Consider the following 15,692-nt stretch of genomic DNA (forward strand, 5'->3'; position numbering starts at 1 on the left):
GCGTCACTGTCTCAAACCCCGGGGAACGGCGCCACAGGGCTTGCCCTTCCTCCGGGCTTGTGCCAGGTCATGCCTCGCGGCGCAGCGCCGGGAACAGGATCACGTCGCGGATGCTGGGCGAATCGGTCAGCAGCATCATCAGACGGTCGATGCCGATGCCGCAGCCGCCGGTGGGCGGCATGCCGTATTCCAGCGCGCGGATGAAATCGGCGTCGTAGTACATCGCCTCCTCGTCGCCGGCGTCCTTGTTGGCCACCTGCGAGTGGAAGCGCGCCGCCTGGTCCTCGGCGTCGTTCAGCTCCGAGAAGCCGTTGCCGAACTCGCGCCCGGTGATGAACAGCTCGAAGCGCTCGGTGATCGCCGGGTTGGCGTCCGACGCCCGGGCCAGCGGGCTGACCTCGACCGGATAGTCGATGATGAAGGTGGGCTGCCAAAGCTTTTCCTCCACCACCGCCTCGAACAGGCCGAACTGCAGCTGGGCCAGGCCCCAATGCTTGGGCGGCTCCTCGCCCAGCGCGGTCAGCCGGGCGTGGATGGCGCCGGCGTCGTCGGCCTCGGCCTCGCTCAGGCCCGCGTGCGCGACCAGCGAGTTGCGCACCGACAGGCGGGCGAACGGCTCGTCGAGCAGCACCTCCTTGCCGGCGTAGGTCAGGCGCGCGGTGCCGGTGGCGGCGCGGGCAGCGTGGCGCAGCAGGGCCTCGGTGAAGTCCATCAGGTCGTGATGGTTCCAGTAGGCCGCGTAGAACTCCATCATCGTGAATTCGGGGTTGTGCCGAACCGAGATGCCTTCGTTGCGGAAGTTGCGGTTGATCTCGAACACGCGCTCGAAGCCGCCGACGATCAGGCGCTTCAAGTACAGCTCGGGCGCGATGCGCAGGAACATCTGCTGGTCCAGCGCGTTGTGGTGGGTGATGAAGGGCTTGGCGTTGGCGCCGCCGGGGATGGGGTGCAGCATCGGCGTCTCCACCTCCAGGAAGCCGTGCTCGACCATGAAGTTGCGGATCGACGCCACGCCCTTGCTGCGGGCGACGAAGCGGGTGCGCGCCGCGTCGTCCATCATCAGGTCGACGTAGCGCTGGCGGTACTTCTGCTCCTGGTCGGTCATGCCGTGGAACTTGTCGGGCAGCGGCCGCAGGCTCTTGGTCAGCAGCCGCACCGACGAGGCCTTGACCGACAGCTCGCCGGTCTTGGTGCGGAACAGCAGGCCCTCGCAGGCGACGATGTCGCCCAGGTCCCAGTGCTTGAACGCGGCCAGCACCTCCGGCCCGACCGCGTCCTGCGTGATGTAGAGCTGGATGCGGCCGGTGCCGTCCTGCACCGTGGCGAAGCAGGCCTTGCCCATCACGCGCTTGAGCATCATCCGGCCAGCGACGCTGACGGCCACCGCCTGGGGTTCCAGCTCCTCGTTCGGCAGCTGGCCGTAGGTCGGGTGCAGGTCGGCCGCGCGGTGCTGCGGCTTGAAGTCGTTCGGGAACACCGCCGTCCCGCGCGCGCGGGCCTGCTCGCGCAGCCCGGCCAGTTTCTCGCGGCGCTCGGCGATCAGCTGGTTGTCGTCGTCGGGCGTCAGCGGCTGGGGAGTGTCTTGGTTCATGGGGCAGGGCAGGGGAGGTTCGGGGCTGCGGCGTGGCGGGCAGGGGCCCGGCGCAGGCGTTACCGGCAATTTTAGGGGCGCCGCCCGGGGCAAGACCTAAAATCGCCGCTTTTGTTCGCCGGAGCCGGGACTGCAGGGTTCGAGGTCCGCCTGATTCATGCATCGAAAACTCGCTGTCGTCGGCCTGGGCTACGTCGGCCTGCCCGTGGCCGTGGCGTTCGGGCGCCATGCGCCCATCGTCGGCTTCGACATCAACGCCACCCGCATCGCCGAGCTGCAGCGCGGCCACGACCGCACCGGCGAGGTCCCGGACGCCGACCTGCGCGCCGCCCAGGTGCGCTACACCGACCGCATCGACGACTTGCGCGGCGCCGACTTCTTCATCGTCGCGGTGCCCACGCCGGTCGACGGCGCGAACAAGCCCGACCTGTCGCCGCTGATCGCCGCGTCCCGCACCGTCGGCCAGGCGCTCAAGAAGGGCGACATCGTGGTCTTCGAGTCCACCGTCTATCCCGGCGCCACCGAGGAAGACTGCGTGCCGGTGCTGGAGCAGGTCTCGGGCCTGACGCACCGGGTCGATTTCTTCTGCGGCTACAGCCCCGAGCGCATCAACCCGGGCGACCGCGAGCACACCTTCACGACGATCCGCAAGATCGTCTCGGGCTGCGACGCCGCCACGCTGGACACCGTGGCCGAGGTCTACGCCTCGGTCGTCACCGCCGGCGTGCACCGCGCGTCCAGCCTGCGTGTGGCCGAGGCCGCCAAGGTGATCGAGAACACCCAGCGCGACCTGAACATCGCGCTGATGAACGAGCTGTCGGTGGTCTTCGCCCGCATGGGCATCGACACCGCCGAGGTGCTGGAGGCCGCCGGCTCGAAATGGAACTTCCTGCCGTTCCGGCCCGGCCTGGTCGGCGGCCACTGCATCGGCGTCGATCCGTACTACCTGACCTACAAGGCCGAGCAGCTGGGCTACATCCCGCAGGTGATCCTGGCCGGCCGGCGCATCAACGACAACATGGGCCGCTACGTGGCGCGCAACACCGTCAAGCGGATGCTGAAGAACGGCCTGGACGTGCCGCGCTGCCGGGTCGGCGTGCTGGGCATGACCTTCAAGGAGAACTGCCCCGACATCCGCAACTCCAAGGTGGTCGACCTGATCCACGAGTTGCAGGACCACGGCACGTCGGTGGTGGTGATGGATCCGCACGCCGATGCCGACGAGGTCCGGGCCGAGTGCGGCATCACGCTGGTCGACCCGGCCGCCCAGGCCCCGTTCGACGCCCTGGTGGTGGCTGTGGCGCACCGCGAATACCGCGCCCTGAGCGTCGCGCAGCTGCGTGCGATGGTGCGCGGCGAGCGGCCGGTGCTGGCCGACGTGAAATCGCTTTACCCGCGCGCTGAGCTGGACGCCGCCGGCTTCACCGTGTTCCGCCTTTGAAGATGCCTGCCATGACCGCCGTGCCGCTGCCCATCACCGATCGACGCATCCGCGTGGCCCTGGTCGGCTGCGGCCGCATCAGTGCCAACCATTTTGGAGCGCTGTCGCAGCACGCCGCGCGGGCCGAGCTGGTGGCCGTCTGCGATACCCATACCGGCCGGCTGCAGTCCGCGGTCGAACGCACCGGCGCGCGCGGCTACGGCTCGCTGGCCGCCTTGTTGGCCGAAACCGACCCGACCGTGCAGCCCGATCTGGTGGTGCTGACCACGCCCAGCGGCCTGCACCCGCAGCAGGCCATCCAGGCGGCGGCGGCCGGTCGGCACGTGCTGTCGGAAAAGCCGATGGCGACGAAGTGGGACGAGGGCACGGCGATGGTGCGCGCCTGCCGCGACGCCGGGGTGAAGCTGTTCGTCGTCAAGCAGAACCGGCTCAACGCGACGATGCAGCGGCTCAAGGCGGCGATCACCCAGGGCCGTTTCGGCCGCATCCACCTGGTGACCGTCAACGTGTTCTGGACCCGGCCGCAAAGCTATTACGACGACGCGCCGTGGCGCGGCCGCTGGGACATGGACGGCGGCGCGTTCATGAACCAGGCCAGCCACTACGTGGACATGGTGGACTGGCTGGTCGGACCGGTCGACAACGTGCACGCCTACACCGGAACGCTGGCGCGCGACATCGAGGCCGAGGACACCGGCGTGATGAGCCTGCGCCTGCGCCACGGCGGGCTGGCGTCGATCAACGTGACCATGCTGACCTACCCCAAGAACCTCGAGGGCTCGATCACGATCCTGGGCGAGAAGGGCACGGTGCGCATCGGCGGCGTGGCGGTCAACGAGATCTTGCACTGGCAGTTCGACGAGCCCCGGCCCGAGGACGCCGACATCGCGTCGGCCAGCTACGGAACGGCCTCGGTCTACGGCTTCGGTCACCCGCTGTTCTACGACAACGTGCTGGCCACGCTGCAGGGCCAGGCCCACGCCGAGGTCGACGGCTACGAAGGCCTGCGCTCGCTGGAAGTGATCATCGCCGCCTACCGCTCGGCGCGAGACGGCTGCCGCGTCGGCCTGCCGCTGGTGTTCTGATCATGGCCGCGGCCTGGCATCACCCCAGCGCGATCGTCGACGCGGGCGCCCAGCTCGGCGAGGACACCAAGGTCTGGCACTTCAGCCATGTCTGCGCGGGCGCCCGCATCGGCGCACGCTGCTCGCTGGGGCAGAACGTCTTCGTCGCCAACGACGTGGGCATCGGGCACAACGTCAAGATCCAGAACAACGTCTCGGTCTACGACGCGGTGACGCTGGAAGACGACGTGTTCTGCGGCCCGAGCGTGGTCTTCACCAACGTGCACAACCCGCGCGCGGCGGTGGTGCGCAAGAGCGAATACCGCCGCACCCGCGTGAAGCGCGGCGCCACGCTGGGGGCCAACAGCACACTGGTGTGCGGCGTGACGGTGGGCGAATACGCCTTCATCGGCGCCGGCGCCGTGGTCACCCGCGACGTGCCCGATTTCGCGCTGATGACCGGCGTGCCGGCGCGCCAGGTGGGCTGGATGAGCCGCCACGGCGAGAAGCTCGCGCTGCCGCTGGCGGCGCCCGCCGGCCAGGCGGTCGAGGCGGCCTGCCCCGCCACCGGCGAACGCTACCGGCTGGAGCCGGCCGGCCTGGCCCGAATCTCCTGAGGCTGCGATGCAATTCACCGACCTGAAGACCCAGTACGGCGCCCTGAAGCCGGCGATCGACGCACGCATCCAGCAGGTGCTGGACCATGGCCAGTACATCATGGGCCCGGAGGTCGGCGAGCTCGAAGCCGCGCTGGCCGCGTTCACCGGCACGCGGCACTGCATCACCGTGGCCAGCGGCACCGAGGCGCTGCTGATCGCGCTGATGGCGCTGGGCCTGCAGCCCGGCGACGAGGTCATCACTTCGCCGTTCACCTTCGCAGCCACCGCCGAGGTCATCGCGCTGCTGGGCGCGGTGCCGGTGTTCGTCGACGTGCAGCCCGACACCTGCAACATCGACCCGTCGCAGATCGAGGCGGCCATCACGCCGCGCACCCGCGCCCTGATGCCGGTCAGCCTGTACGGCCAGGTCGCCGACATGGCCGAGATCAACGCCATCGCCGCGCGCCATGGCCTGCCGGTGATCGAGGACGCGGCGCAAAGCTTCGGCGCGACCTACCAGGGCCGGCGCAGTGCCGGCCTGTCGACCTTCGGCGCGACCAGTTTCTTCCCCAGCAAGCCGCTGGGCTGCTATGGCGACGGCGGCGCCTTGTTCACCGACGACGCCGCGCTGGCGCAGGCCGCGCGCGAGATCCGCGTGCATGGACAGAGCGCGCGCTACACCCACACCCGGATCGGCGTCGGCGGGCGCATGGACACGCTGCAATGCGCCATCGTGCTGGCGAAGCTGCCGCGCTTCGAGTGGGAGCTGGCGTGCCGCCACGCACTCGGGGCGCGCTACGGCCAGGCGCTGGCCGGCCTGAACCTCGATCTGCTGAGCGTACGGCCCGATCGCGACTGCGTCTGGGGCCAGTACACCGTGTTCGTCGAGCAGCGCGAGGCGGTCCAGCAGGCGCTCAAGGAGCGCGGCGTGCCCACGGCCGTGCATTACCCCCGGCCGCTGCACCGCCAGCTCGCGTACCAGCGCTTCGCGCCGGCGGGCGGCTGCCCGGTGAGCGACGCGGTGGCGGCGCGCGTGCTGAGCCTGCCGATGAGCGCGGACCTGAGCGAGGCGGACCAGGACCAGGTTGTCGCCGCACTGGCCCAGGCCGTGGGCCGGCGTGGCTGATCCCGCGTCCTCGGCCGACGCCGCGCGTGCCGCGCCATCGGGCGGCAGCCCCCCCTTGCACGGCCTGGTGCGGGCCAGCCTGACCCTGGTGGCGGGCGGGGCCTTGGCCCAGGCCTTGCCGCTGCTGCTGGGGCCGCTGTTGACGCGGCTGTTCACGCCGGCGGCGTTCGGCCACTATCACCTGTTCGCGGCCGTCGCCGCCAACCTGGGCGTGGTGGCCTGCGCCCGCTACGAGTTCGCGCTGCCGATGGCGTCCGACGACGCCGAGGCGGAGGCGCTGCGCCGCCTGGCCTGGCGCATCCTGGTCGGGGTCACGGCCGGCAGCGCGCTGGGCGCGCTGGGCTGGTGGTGGGCCGGCGCGGCGGCCTGGGTGGCCTGGCTGCCGGCGGCCGTCGCGGCGGCCGGTGCCGTCTCGCTGGCCACCTTGTGGGCCACGCGCCGGCAGCAGTTCTCGGCGCTGGCGGCGGCGCGGGTGCTGCAGTACGGCGGGGCCGCCGTGGCCCAGGTGGCGGCGGGTTGGGCCGGCTGGGGCGTGGCGGGCTTGATCGCGGCGCCGGTCGCCGCGGCGGCGCTGGCCACGGTCTGGCTGCGGCTGCCGCTGCGCGCGGCGCCGCGGTCCCCGGCGGCGGACCCGGCCCGTGCCGGCACGTTGCGGGAGGTGGCGCGCAAGTACCGCCAGTTCCCGTTGCTCAACACGCCGCACGCCTTCACCGGCGCCTTGCAGGACACGGTCGCGGTGGCCTTGCTGTCGGCCACGCTGGGGCCGGCGGCGGCGGGCTTCTGGGGCCTGGGGCTGCGCTACCTGAAGGCACCGTCCACGCTGGTGGGCAGTGCGGTGTCGCAGGCGCTGTACCCCAAGCTGGCGCAGGCCGGCTCGCAACCCACCCGCGCCGCGCGCCAGGCGCTGCGGCGGGTGATGGCCACGCTGGCGCTGCTGGCGCTGCCGCTGGTGCTGGGTCTGTGGTGGGGCGGGCCGTGGGCGTTCGCCGCGCTGTTCGGCGCGCCCTGGCGCGCGGCCGGCGAACTGGCGCGGGCGCTGGCGCTTTACATCGGCCTGCACTTCGTCGCCGCGCCGCTGGCGGTGGTGACCATGGCCTGGCAGGCCCAGGCCTGGGCGCTCAAGCTGGCGCTGGTGGGGCAGGTGGCCTTCGTCGCGGCGCTGGCGCTGGGGCTCCACCTGGGCGGCCTGAACGGCGCCGGCTGGGCCGTGTCGGCGGCGATGCTGGGATATTTCGGCTTCTACTTCGTTCGCCTGGCGACCTGGCCGGTGGTGGAAGAATCGGCGCCGTGATGAATCTGCGTCCCTGGCTGAATCGTTGGCGCCGACGCGTGGTGCGGGCCTGGCTCTACCGCGTCGTGTTCGGCGAGCGCTCGGGTGGCCGCTGGCTGGCGCACACCCGCATCTCGCCCGCCGCGTGCATCGAGCACGAGGACCGGCTGGTGCTGGGCGACCATGTCTACATCGGCCCGTTCAACTTCATCGAGGCCAGCGGCGGCATCACGCTGGGCGACGGGGTGCAGGTCACCAGCCACGTCAGCCTGGTGACGCACGCCTCGCACCGCTCGCAGCGCCTGCTCGGCGCGGCCTACGCCGACTGGCCCGGCGCCGAGGCGCCGTCCACGCCGGACTGGGCGGCCGCGCCGGTGCCGCCGCGGCCGGGCTGGATCGCCGGGCCGATCCACATCGGCGCCTACAGCTTCATCGGCCCGCATTCGCTGATCGAGGCCAACACCCGGCTGGGGCGCGGCACGCTGGTGTGTGCCGGCAGTTTCGTGCGTGGCGACTACCCCGACTTCGCGATCCTCGAAGGCCGGCCCGCCCGCATCGTCGGCGACACCCGGCACGGCGACGAGCGGCTGCTGGCGCAGCACCCCGAGCTCAGGCCGCTGTACGAGGCCTGGGCCGCACGCGGCGAGCCATGATCCGGCTGGTGCTGATCGGCGACGGCGAGAGCCCGCACTTGCTGAAATGGGCCCGCGCGCTGGCGCCGCAGGTGGAACTGTGGGCGGCGTCCAGCCGCGGCTTTCTGCCCGGTTTCGACGCGGTGCTGCCGGCCGGGCGGCGGCTCGCGCTGGGCACGCGGCCGCGCTTCGGCGGCGGCAACGTGGGCCTGCTGCGGGCGCTTCCCACCCTGGTGCGCTGGCTGCGCAAGGTGCAGCCGGACTGGCTCGCGCCGCATTACCTCAGCTCGCACGGCACGCTGGCCTGGCTGGCGGTGCGCTGGGGCGGGGTGCACGCGCGCATCGCCGGTTCGGCCTGGGGCTCGGACATCCTGGTGGCGCCCGAGCGCAGCTGGCTGATGCGGGGCCTGACGCGGCGCGTGCTGCAGGCCTGCACGCTGGCGACCAGCGATTCGGCGTACATGGGGCAGCGCATGAAGGCGCTGGGCGCCGGCGAGTTGATGGTGTTTCCGTTCGGCCTCGAAGCCCTGCCGGCCCCGCCGGGGCCCAAGGATGCGGCGCTGTTCTTCGCCAACCGGGGCCTGGAGCCGATCTACGCCCCCGAGCGCGTGCTGGCCGTGTTCGCCTCGCTGGCCCGGGATTGGCCCGAGGCCCGCCTGGTGGTGGCGAACGACGGGTCGCTGCGCCCCGCGCTGGAAGCCCGCGCGGCCGAGCCCGACCTGGCCGGCCGGGTGCGCTTTGTCGGCCGGCTGGACGCCGACACGCAGGCCGGCTGGTATGCCCGCGCCCGCTGGTACCTGAGCCTGCCGCGCAGCGACTCGGTGTCGGTGTCGGTGCTGGAGGCGATGGCGCATGGCGCGATCCCGCTGCTGTCCGACCTGCCCGCCAACCGCGAACTGGTGGACGACGGCCGCAACGGCGTGATCCTGGCGGACGCCGAACGGCCGGGCCGCGAACGCCTGGCACCGCTGGCCGAGCGGGCCGATGCGGTGGCAGCCGAATTGCGCGACTGGGTCGGTCGGCATGCGATGTTTCCCGCCAGCGTGCGCGCCTATGTGGAGCGACTCGAGGCCCTGACGCCGCGGACGATGCGATGAACATCCTGTACCTGAACCACTACGCCGGCTCGCCGCAGCTGGGCATGGAATTCCGCCCCTACTACCTGGCCCGCGAGTGGGTGCGCGCCGGGCACCGGGTGCGCATGGTGGCGGCCGGCTACTCGCATGTGCGCGCGCGCCAGCCCGAGGTGGGCCCGCAAGGCGCATGCGAAGCCATCGACGGCATCGAATACCAGTGGTTCGCCGCGCCGCCCTACCAGGGCAACGGCCTGGGCCGGGTGAAGAACATCTGGGCGTTCCTGCGCCAGGTCTGGGCCGCCGCCGACGCGCTGGTGGCCGAGGTCCGGCCCGACGTGGTGATCGCCTCCAGCACCTACCCGATGGACATCTGGGTCGCGCGGCGTCTGGCTCGCAAGGCCGGCGCGCGGCTGGTGTTCGAGGTGCACGACCTGTGGCCGCTCTCGCCCATCGAGCTGTCGGGCATGTCGCCCTGGCATCCGTTCGCGCTGCTGTGCGGCTGGGCCGAGAGGACCGCCTACCGCGACGCCGACGTGGTGGTCTCGATGCTGCCCAAGGTGGCCGACCACATGGCCTCGCGCGGGCTGGACCTGCGCAAGCTGGCGATCGTGCCCAACGGCATCTCGCCCGACGACTGGGCTGGCGCACCGGCGCCCTTGCGCGACGACGTGGCCGCCGCGATCGCCAGTGCGCGCGCCGCCGGCCGCGCGGTGCTGGGCTACGCCGGTTCGATGGGCGAACCCAATGCGCTGGACATCTTGCTCGACGCCGCCGCGCTGCTGCGCGACGAAGCGGTGGAGATCGTGCTGGTGGGCGACGGCCACGAGCGCGAGCGCCTGCAGCGCCGCATCGCCGACGAAGGCCTGACGCGGGTGCACTGGTTGGCGCCGATCGCCAAGGCGCAGATCCCGGCGTTCCTGGCGGCGATCGACATCGCCTACATCGGCTGGCGGCGGGTGCCGATCTACCGCTTCGGCATTGCGCCCAACAAGCTGATGGACTACATGATGGCGGGCTGCCCGGTGCTGCATTCGGTCGAGGCGGGCAACGACCCGGTGGCCGAAGCCGGCTGCGGGCTGACCGTCGCGCCCGAGTCGGCCCAGGCCGTGGCCGACGGGCTGCGCCGCCTGCTGGCCGTGCCGGCCGACGAGCGCCGCGCGATGGGCCAGCGGGGGCGGGCCTTCGTGCAGGCCCGGCACACCTACCCGGTGCTGGCGGCGCGGTTTCTGCAGGCCTGCGAGTCCGCCCGGCGCTGATCGGCGACGGCGCCCGTGCGGCGCGCGCGGCGGCGGCCCTGCCGCGTCCCCACCCGTAAAATGCCGCGATCCCTCTGCCCGGCGCACGGCCTCCCGCCGCCCGTCACCCTGCATCCACCCATGACTGCCTCTGCCGCCCCCTTCCTGCCCTTCGCGCTGCCCGAGATCGGCGAGGAGGAAATCGCCGAGGTGGTGGACACGCTGCGCTCGGGCTGGGTCACCACCGGCCCCAAGGCCCGGCGTTTCGAGGCCGCGTTCACCGAGTTCCTGGGCGATCCGTCGCTGCAGTCCCTGGCCGTCAACTCGGCCACCGCCGGCCTGCATCTGGCGCTCGAAGCGCTGGGCATCGGCCCCGGCGACGAGGTCATCACCACGACCCACACCTTCACGGCCACCGCCGAGGTGGTGCGCTACCTGGGCGCCGACGTCAAGCTGGTGGACATCGACCCGGCCACGCTGAACATCGCCCCGGCGGCGGTGGAAGCGGCGATCACGCCCCGGACCAAGTGCATCATTCCGGTCCACTACGGCGGCCTGGCGGTGGACATGACCGCCATCCTGGACATCGCGCGCCGCCATGGCCTCAAGGTCGTCGAGGACGCGGCCCACGCCTTGCCCACCACCCACGCCAGGCAATTGATCGGCACGCTGGGCAGCGACGCCACCGTGTTCAGCTTCTACGCCAACAAGACGATGACCACCGGCGAAGGCGGCATGCTGGTCACGCGCGACCCGGCGATCGCCGCGCGCGCCCGCGTGATGCGCTTGCACGGCATCAACCGCGACGCCTTCGACCGCTTCACCGCCAAGGTGCCGAGCTGGTATTACGAGATCGTCGCCCCTGGCTTCAAGTACAACCTGACCGACATCGCTGCCGCGCTGGGCCTGCATCAGCTGGGGCGGGCGCGGGGCTTCCAGCAGCAACGCGCCGCGCTGGCGGCCCAGTACCGCGAGGCCCTGGCGGACTTGCCGCTGCTGCTGCCGCCCGAACCGGCGCCGGGCGAATTGCATTCCTGGCACCTCTACCCGGTGCGCCTGACCGATGCGGCCCCCATCGGCCGGGACGCCTTCATCGAAGCCTTGTTCGCCGACGGCATCGGCTGCAGCGTGCACTACATCCCGCTGCACCAGCATCCGTATTGGCGCGAGTGCTACGGCCTGCGGGCCGAAGACTTCCCGCACAGCCAGCACGCCTACGAGCGCATGGCCAGCTTGCCGCTGTACACCCGCATGACGGCGGCCGACGTGCAGCGCGTGGCGGCGGCGGCGCGGCGCGCGCTGCAGGCCTGAGCCCGCTTCGCGCGCGCCAGGCCATGGCCAAGCGCCTGTTCGATCTGCTGCTGGCCTCGGTGGGCCTGGCGGTGCTGGCGCTGCCCGGCCTGCTGGTGGCGCTGCTGATCAAACTCGATTCGCCCGGGCCGGTCTTCTTCCGACAGGAGCGCGTCGGCCGTGGCGGCCGGCGGTTTCGCATCCACAAGCTGCGCACCATGCGCGCCGACGCCGAGCGCCAGGGCGGCCAGCTGACGGTCGGTGCCGATGCCCGGATCACCCGCATCGGCGCCTGGCTGCGGCGCAGCAAGCTCGACGAGTTGCCGCAGCTGATCGACGTCTGGGTCGGCGACATGAGCCTGGTCGGCCCGCGCCCCGAGGTGCCGCGCTACGTGGCGTTCTATCCGGCCGATCTGCGCGACGTGGTGCTGTCGGTGCGCCCCGGCATCACCGACCCGGCCTCGCTGCGCCTGGCCGACGAAAGCGCGCTGCTGGCCGCGGCGGCCGATCCCGAACGCGAGTACGTGGAGGTGATCTTGCCGGCCAAGCTGCGCGAGGCGGCGGCCTACGCGCAGCAGGCCACCTTGATGAGCGATCTGCGCACGCTGTGGCGCACCGCGCTGTTGCTGGTCGGCCGGCTGGGCCGCTGAGCGCCTCGTGCTCGGGCCGTTGTTCAGCGGCTCACGGCGCCTCGGGCGGCCCCTCGGGCACGGCGCTCTCCACCTCGGCGAACAGCAGCTCGGCGTCCAGGCTCAAGGCCACGCTGGCCAGCGTCACCGTGGCACCGGCATCGAACGGATGCAACACCCACAGGCCATCGCCGCCTTTGCGGTAGACGTCGGTGCGGCGACTGTCCACATCGATGAAGGCCACTTCCTGCAGCGACGGGATCTGGCGGTAGTGGGCGAACTTCTCGCCGCGGTCATAGGCCGCCGTGCCCGGTGACAGCACCTCGGCGATGAACCGCGGTTCGCGCTTGATCATCGGGCTGGCGCGGTCGGCCTCGCTGCAGGTGACCACCACGTCGGGATAGAAGTACGCCTTGCCGTGCGCCGCCTCCACCTTCATGTCGGCGATGAAGGTACGGCAGGGGCCGCCGGACAGGTGCTGGCGCAGGGCCATCGCCAGATTGAGTGAGACCGTGACATGACGATCCTCGGCGCCGGCCATTGCAAACACCTCGCCCGCGACGAAATCGTGGCGTTCGGTCTGCGTGGCTTCCCAGGCCAGGTAGTCGGCGGCAGTCATGGCAAGTCGGGGAGTGGCGAGTCCCATGGGCGTGATCTCCGGCGGAGTGGGGCCAGGAGGAGGGGCGCGATCTACCTCCAGACCTCCATGATGATACGGCCGCGGCTGCGCCGCCTGACCCCGGGGCGTCAGTAGAATCGGCAGCCTGCGTCATGCCCCCAGGCCGGCCCCGGCCGCCGCCGGGGTCGATGCCCACTCCCGGAGCCCCATCTTGCCCACCGTCCTCCTGACCGGCGCCACCGGCTACATCGGCTCGCACACCTGGCTGGCCCTGCAATCGGCGGGTTTCCAGGTGGTGGGGGTGGACGATTTTTCCAACAGCTCGCCGGTGGTGCTGGAGCGCCTGGTGGCGTTGGGGGGGCGGCCTGTGGTGTTCGAGCAGGCCAATGTCTGCGACGCGCAGGCGATGGACGGCGTTTTCGCGCGCCATGCGATCGACGCGGTGGTGCATTTCGCGGCCTTCAAGGCGGTGGGTGAGTCGGCGCAGATGCCGCTGGCCTATTACGCCAACAACATCGGCGGGCTGGTGACGACCTGCGAGGTGATGGCGCGGCACGGCGTGAAGACGCTGGTGTTCAGCTCCAGCGCCACCGTCTACGGCGAGCCGAAATTCCTTCCGTACACCGAGGCCCACCCGCTGTCGGCGATGAACGTCTACGGCCGCACCAAGCTGATGGGCGAGCAGATCCTGCGTGACCTCGAAAGCTCGGACCCGGCATGGAACATCGCCTGGCTGCGCTACTTCAACCCGGTCGGGGCCCACGAAAGCGGCCGCATCGGCGAAGACCCACGCGGCGTGCCGAACAATCTGATGCCCTACGTCACCCAGGTGGCGGTGGGCCGGCGGGAATTCCTGTCGGTCTATGGCGGCGATTACGACACGCCTGACGGCACCGGCGTGCGCGATTACCTGCATGTGATGGATCTGGCCGAAGGCCATGTCGCGGCATTGCGCTACCTGCTCGGTGAACGGAAGTCGGTCACGGTCAACCTGGGCACGGGCGTGGGCTACAGCGTGCTCGATCTGGTCAAGGCCTTCGAGCGGGCCAGCAGCCGCCCCATTCCCTACCAGGTGGTGGACCGCCGGCCCGGCGACTTGCCCAGCTACTACGCCGACGCCTCGCAGGCCAAGGCCTTGCTCGGCTGGCAGGCCCGCCGCGGACTGGACGCGATGTGCGCGGACAGCTGGCGCTGGCAGAGCCAGAACCCCGACGGGTTTGCGCCGGCCTCATGAGCGACGCAGCACCGTCGGTCTGGCACCGGCTGGACCGCTTCCTGGCGCGCTTGCGCCCGCATCGCGAGCCGATCTCGATGGCCGTCGATGCGCTGATGATCGCGCTGGCCTGGAACGCCACCTACCTGTTCCGCCTCGGTTTCGAGCGCTGGCTCAAAGAGCGCCCGCCGTATGACGCCTGGGTGCTGCTGGGCGTGATCGCCACCTATCTGGCCGCCTTCGCGCTGCTGAAGGTGCCGCAGAGCATGTGGCGCTTCTCGGGCTTCGGCGAGGTCAAGCGCCTGACGCTGGGCTGCCTGGGCGCGGGCTTCGTCAGCGCCGCCGGGGTCATGGGGCTGGGTCTGTACGGCGTGCCGCGGGCCGTGCTGGCGATGCATCCGTTTGTCGCGCTGATCGCGGTCTGCGGCGTGCGCGTGTCCTACCGCATGCTGTACGAGCATGCCCGCTCGCGCATCACCGGGGGCGAGCTGGACGTGCGCCGCGCGCTGGTGCTGGGGGCCGGCGAGGCGGCCAAGCGCCTGCTGGCGGGCATCCACCAGCAAGGCTGGGTGGTGCTGGGTCTGCTGGACGACGATCCGCACAAGCAGGGCGCGCGCATCGCCGGCGTGCCGGTGCTGGGGCCGCTGGAGGCCGTCAAGGACAAGGGTGTGCGCGGCGGCGCCACCCACCTCATCATCGCGCTGCCGGCCGCCACGGCCGCACAGCGCCGGCGCGCGGTGGCCCTGGCCGGCGAGGCCGGCCTGCCGGTGCTGACCGTGCCCTCGGCTGAAGAGCTGCGCAGCGGCGGCGAGCGGGTGGACCGGGTGCGCGACATCGAGCCCGAAGACCTGCTGGGCCGCGAGCCGGTGCAACTGGACGAAGCCGGCATCGGCGAGGTGCTGCAGGGCAAGACCGTGCTGATCACCGGCGCCGGCGGCAGCATCGGCAGCGAACTGTGCCGGCAGGTGGCGCGCTTCAAGCCCGCGCGGCTGGTGCTGTACGAACTCTCCGAGTTCAACCTCTACACCATCGAACAGGAACTGACCGAGGCCTTCCCCGGCCTGCCGCTGGTGCGCCTGATCGGCGACGTGAAGGACCTGGCGCATGTGCGCGCCCTCTACGCCCGCTGGCAGCCGCAGGTGGTGTTCCACGCCGCCGCCTACAAGCACGTGCCCTTGATGGAGGAGCACAACGCCTGGGCCGCGCTGCGCAACAACACGCTGGGCACCTACCACGCGGCGCTGGCTGCGGCGGAGCACCGGGCAGAGCGCTTCGTGCTGATCAGCACCGACAAGGCCGTCAACCCCACCAACGTGATGGGCGCCACCAAGCGCGCGGCCGAGATGGTGATCTCGGCGCTGGCCGCGGAGCACCCCGGTACGCGCTTCATGGCCGTGCGCTTCGGCAACGTGCTGGGTTCGTCAGGCAGCGTGATCCCGAAGTTCAAGGAGCAGATCGCCAAGGGCGGCCCGGTGACCGTGACCCACCCGGACATCATCCGCTACTTCATGACCATCCCCGAGGCCGCGCGGCTGGTGCTGCAGGCCGCCGCCATCGGCGAGAGCGGGCAGGTGCTGGTGCTGGACATGGGCGAGCCGGTGAAGATCGTCGACCTGGCCCGGCAACTCATTCGGCTCGCGGGTTTGACCCTGGAGGACGTGCCCATCGTCTTCAGCGGCCTGCGGCCAGGCGAGAAGCTCTACGAAGAACTGCTGGCGGATGGGGATACCACCTTGCCCACGCCGTTCAAACGATTGCGTTTAGCCAAGCTGGACGATGCGGGATCGGGTGGGTTGGTGGCGAAGTGGCTGGTTGAATTGGACTCGAGTGTGTTCAGCGATGCTCGTGATGAGCTGGTGCGCGGCCAATTGCAAGCCTTGGTTCCGGAGTTTCAGCCTGCAATGTGA

14 protein-coding genes are annotated in these 15,692 nt (G+C 71.2%); 12 read left to right on the forward strand and 2 right to left on the reverse strand.

Annotated features, from left to right (window positions below):
* Positions 1 to 67: 67 nt before the first annotated feature.
* Positions 68 to 1,591, reverse strand: coding sequence for a lysine--tRNA ligase (lysS, locus tag AC0N04_RS09010; protein ID WP_474280723.1), 1,524 nt, complete (start codon positions 1,589 to 1,591; stop codon positions 68 to 70).
* Between the two features lie 157 nt (positions 1,592 to 1,748).
* Between lysS and AC0N04_RS09015 the strand changes: the two genes are divergently transcribed.
* The 10 genes from AC0N04_RS09015 (at position 1,749) to AC0N04_RS09060 (ending at position 11,974) form a co-directional block, all read left to right on the forward strand.
* Complete coding sequence (locus AC0N04_RS09015; protein ID WP_474280725.1) at positions 1,749 to 3,032, forward strand: nucleotide sugar dehydrogenase; 1,284 nt, start codon at positions 1,749 to 1,751, stop codon at positions 3,030 to 3,032.
* An 11-nt stretch (positions 3,033 to 3,043) separates the two neighbouring features.
* Positions 3,044 to 4,117, forward strand: coding sequence for a Gfo/Idh/MocA family protein (locus AC0N04_RS09020; RefSeq protein WP_474280727.1), 1,074 nt, complete (start codon positions 3,044 to 3,046; stop codon positions 4,115 to 4,117).
* Between the two features lie 2 nt (positions 4,118 to 4,119).
* Positions 4,120 to 4,713: an acyltransferase gene (locus tag AC0N04_RS09025; RefSeq protein ID WP_474280729.1), complete on the forward strand. Its 594-nt coding sequence runs from the start codon at positions 4,120 to 4,122 to the stop codon at positions 4,711 to 4,713.
* 7 nt (positions 4,714 to 4,720) lie between these two features.
* Complete coding sequence (locus AC0N04_RS09030; protein WP_474280731.1) at positions 4,721 to 5,821, forward strand: DegT/DnrJ/EryC1/StrS family aminotransferase; 1,101 nt, start codon at positions 4,721 to 4,723, stop codon at positions 5,819 to 5,821.
* A complete protein-coding gene (locus AC0N04_RS09035; protein ID WP_474280733.1) occupies positions 5,814 to 7,112 on the forward strand; it encodes a lipopolysaccharide biosynthesis protein in 1,299 nt (432 codons plus the stop codon). The genes AC0N04_RS09030 and AC0N04_RS09035 overlap by 8 nt, the downstream gene beginning before the upstream one ends.
* A complete protein-coding gene (locus AC0N04_RS09040; protein ID WP_474280735.1) occupies positions 7,112 to 7,744 on the forward strand; it encodes an acyltransferase in 633 nt (210 codons plus the stop codon). Before AC0N04_RS09035 ends, AC0N04_RS09040 begins: the two co-directional genes overlap by 1 nt.
* Positions 7,741 to 8,820 carry a glycosyltransferase gene (locus AC0N04_RS09045; RefSeq protein ID WP_474280738.1) on the forward strand — a complete coding sequence of 360 codons (1,080 nt, stop codon included), beginning with the start codon at positions 7,741 to 7,743 and terminating at the stop codon, positions 8,818 to 8,820. Before AC0N04_RS09040 ends, AC0N04_RS09045 begins: the two co-directional genes overlap by 4 nt.
* Positions 8,817 to 10,055 (forward strand): glycosyltransferase family 4 protein, encoded by a 1,239-nt coding sequence (locus tag AC0N04_RS09050; protein ID WP_474280740.1) that lies wholly within the window; start codon positions 8,817 to 8,819, stop codon positions 10,053 to 10,055. The genes AC0N04_RS09045 and AC0N04_RS09050 overlap by 4 nt, the downstream gene beginning before the upstream one ends.
* 120 nt (positions 10,056 to 10,175) lie before the next feature.
* Positions 10,176 to 11,345: a DegT/DnrJ/EryC1/StrS family aminotransferase gene (locus tag AC0N04_RS09055; RefSeq protein ID WP_474280742.1), complete on the forward strand. Its 1,170-nt coding sequence runs from the start codon at positions 10,176 to 10,178 to the stop codon at positions 11,343 to 11,345.
* A gap of 23 nt (positions 11,346 to 11,368) precedes the next feature.
* Entirely contained in the window at positions 11,369 to 11,974 is a 606-nt protein-coding gene (locus tag AC0N04_RS09060) for a sugar transferase (protein ID WP_474280744.1), read from the forward strand.
* A 31-nt stretch (positions 11,975 to 12,005) separates the two neighbouring features.
* Here the strand turns inward: AC0N04_RS09060 and AC0N04_RS09065 are convergent, their stop codons facing one another.
* A complete protein-coding gene (locus AC0N04_RS09065; protein ID WP_474280746.1) occupies positions 12,006 to 12,572 on the reverse strand; it encodes a Uma2 family endonuclease in 567 nt (188 codons plus the stop codon).
* Between the two features lie 211 nt (positions 12,573 to 12,783).
* Between AC0N04_RS09065 and galE the strand changes: the two genes are divergently transcribed.
* Both galE and AC0N04_RS09075 read left to right on the forward strand, forming a co-directional pair.
* The gene (gene galE / locus AC0N04_RS09070; RefSeq protein WP_474280748.1) at positions 12,784 to 13,806 is read left to right on the forward strand and encodes a UDP-glucose 4-epimerase GalE; all 1,023 of its coding nucleotides are present in this window, start codon (positions 12,784 to 12,786) and stop codon (positions 13,804 to 13,806) included.
* Positions 13,803 to 15,692: a polysaccharide biosynthesis protein gene (locus AC0N04_RS09075; protein ID WP_474280750.1), complete on the forward strand. Its 1,890-nt coding sequence runs from the start codon at positions 13,803 to 13,805 to the stop codon at positions 15,690 to 15,692. The genes galE and AC0N04_RS09075 overlap by 4 nt, the downstream gene beginning before the upstream one ends.

The organism is Ideonella sp. sgz306126, from assembly GCF_056032705.1.

Excerpts from the sequence above, each read along its gene's own strand:
- lysS (WP_474280723.1), bottom strand. The coding sequence starts at position 1,591 with ATGAACCAAGACACTCCCCAGCCGCTGACGCCCGACGACGACAACCAG.
- AC0N04_RS09015 (WP_474280725.1), top strand. The coding sequence starts at position 1,749 with ATGCATCGAAAACTCGCTGTCGTCGGCCTGGGCTACGTCGGCCTGCCC.
- AC0N04_RS09020 (WP_474280727.1), top strand. The coding sequence starts at position 3,044 with ATGACCGCCGTGCCGCTGCCCATCACCGATCGACGCATCCGCGTGGCC.
- AC0N04_RS09025 (WP_474280729.1), top strand. The coding sequence starts at position 4,120 with ATGGCCGCGGCCTGGCATCACCCCAGCGCGATCGTCGACGCGGGCGCC.
- AC0N04_RS09030 (WP_474280731.1), top strand. The coding sequence starts at position 4,721 with ATGCAATTCACCGACCTGAAGACCCAGTACGGCGCCCTGAAGCCGGCG.
- AC0N04_RS09040 (WP_474280735.1), top strand. The coding sequence starts at position 7,112 with ATGAATCTGCGTCCCTGGCTGAATCGTTGGCGCCGACGCGTGGTGCGG.
- AC0N04_RS09045 (WP_474280738.1), top strand. The coding sequence starts at position 7,741 with ATGATCCGGCTGGTGCTGATCGGCGACGGCGAGAGCCCGCACTTGCTG.
- AC0N04_RS09050 (WP_474280740.1), top strand. The coding sequence starts at position 8,817 with ATGAACATCCTGTACCTGAACCACTACGCCGGCTCGCCGCAGCTGGGC.
- AC0N04_RS09055 (WP_474280742.1), top strand. The coding sequence starts at position 10,176 with ATGACTGCCTCTGCCGCCCCCTTCCTGCCCTTCGCGCTGCCCGAGATC.
- AC0N04_RS09060 (WP_474280744.1), top strand. The coding sequence starts at position 11,369 with ATGGCCAAGCGCCTGTTCGATCTGCTGCTGGCCTCGGTGGGCCTGGCG.
- AC0N04_RS09065 (WP_474280746.1), bottom strand. The coding sequence starts at position 12,572 with ATGACTGCCGCCGACTACCTGGCCTGGGAAGCCACGCAGACCGAACGC.
- AC0N04_RS09075 (WP_474280750.1), top strand. The coding sequence starts at position 13,803 with ATGAGCGACGCAGCACCGTCGGTCTGGCACCGGCTGGACCGCTTCCTG.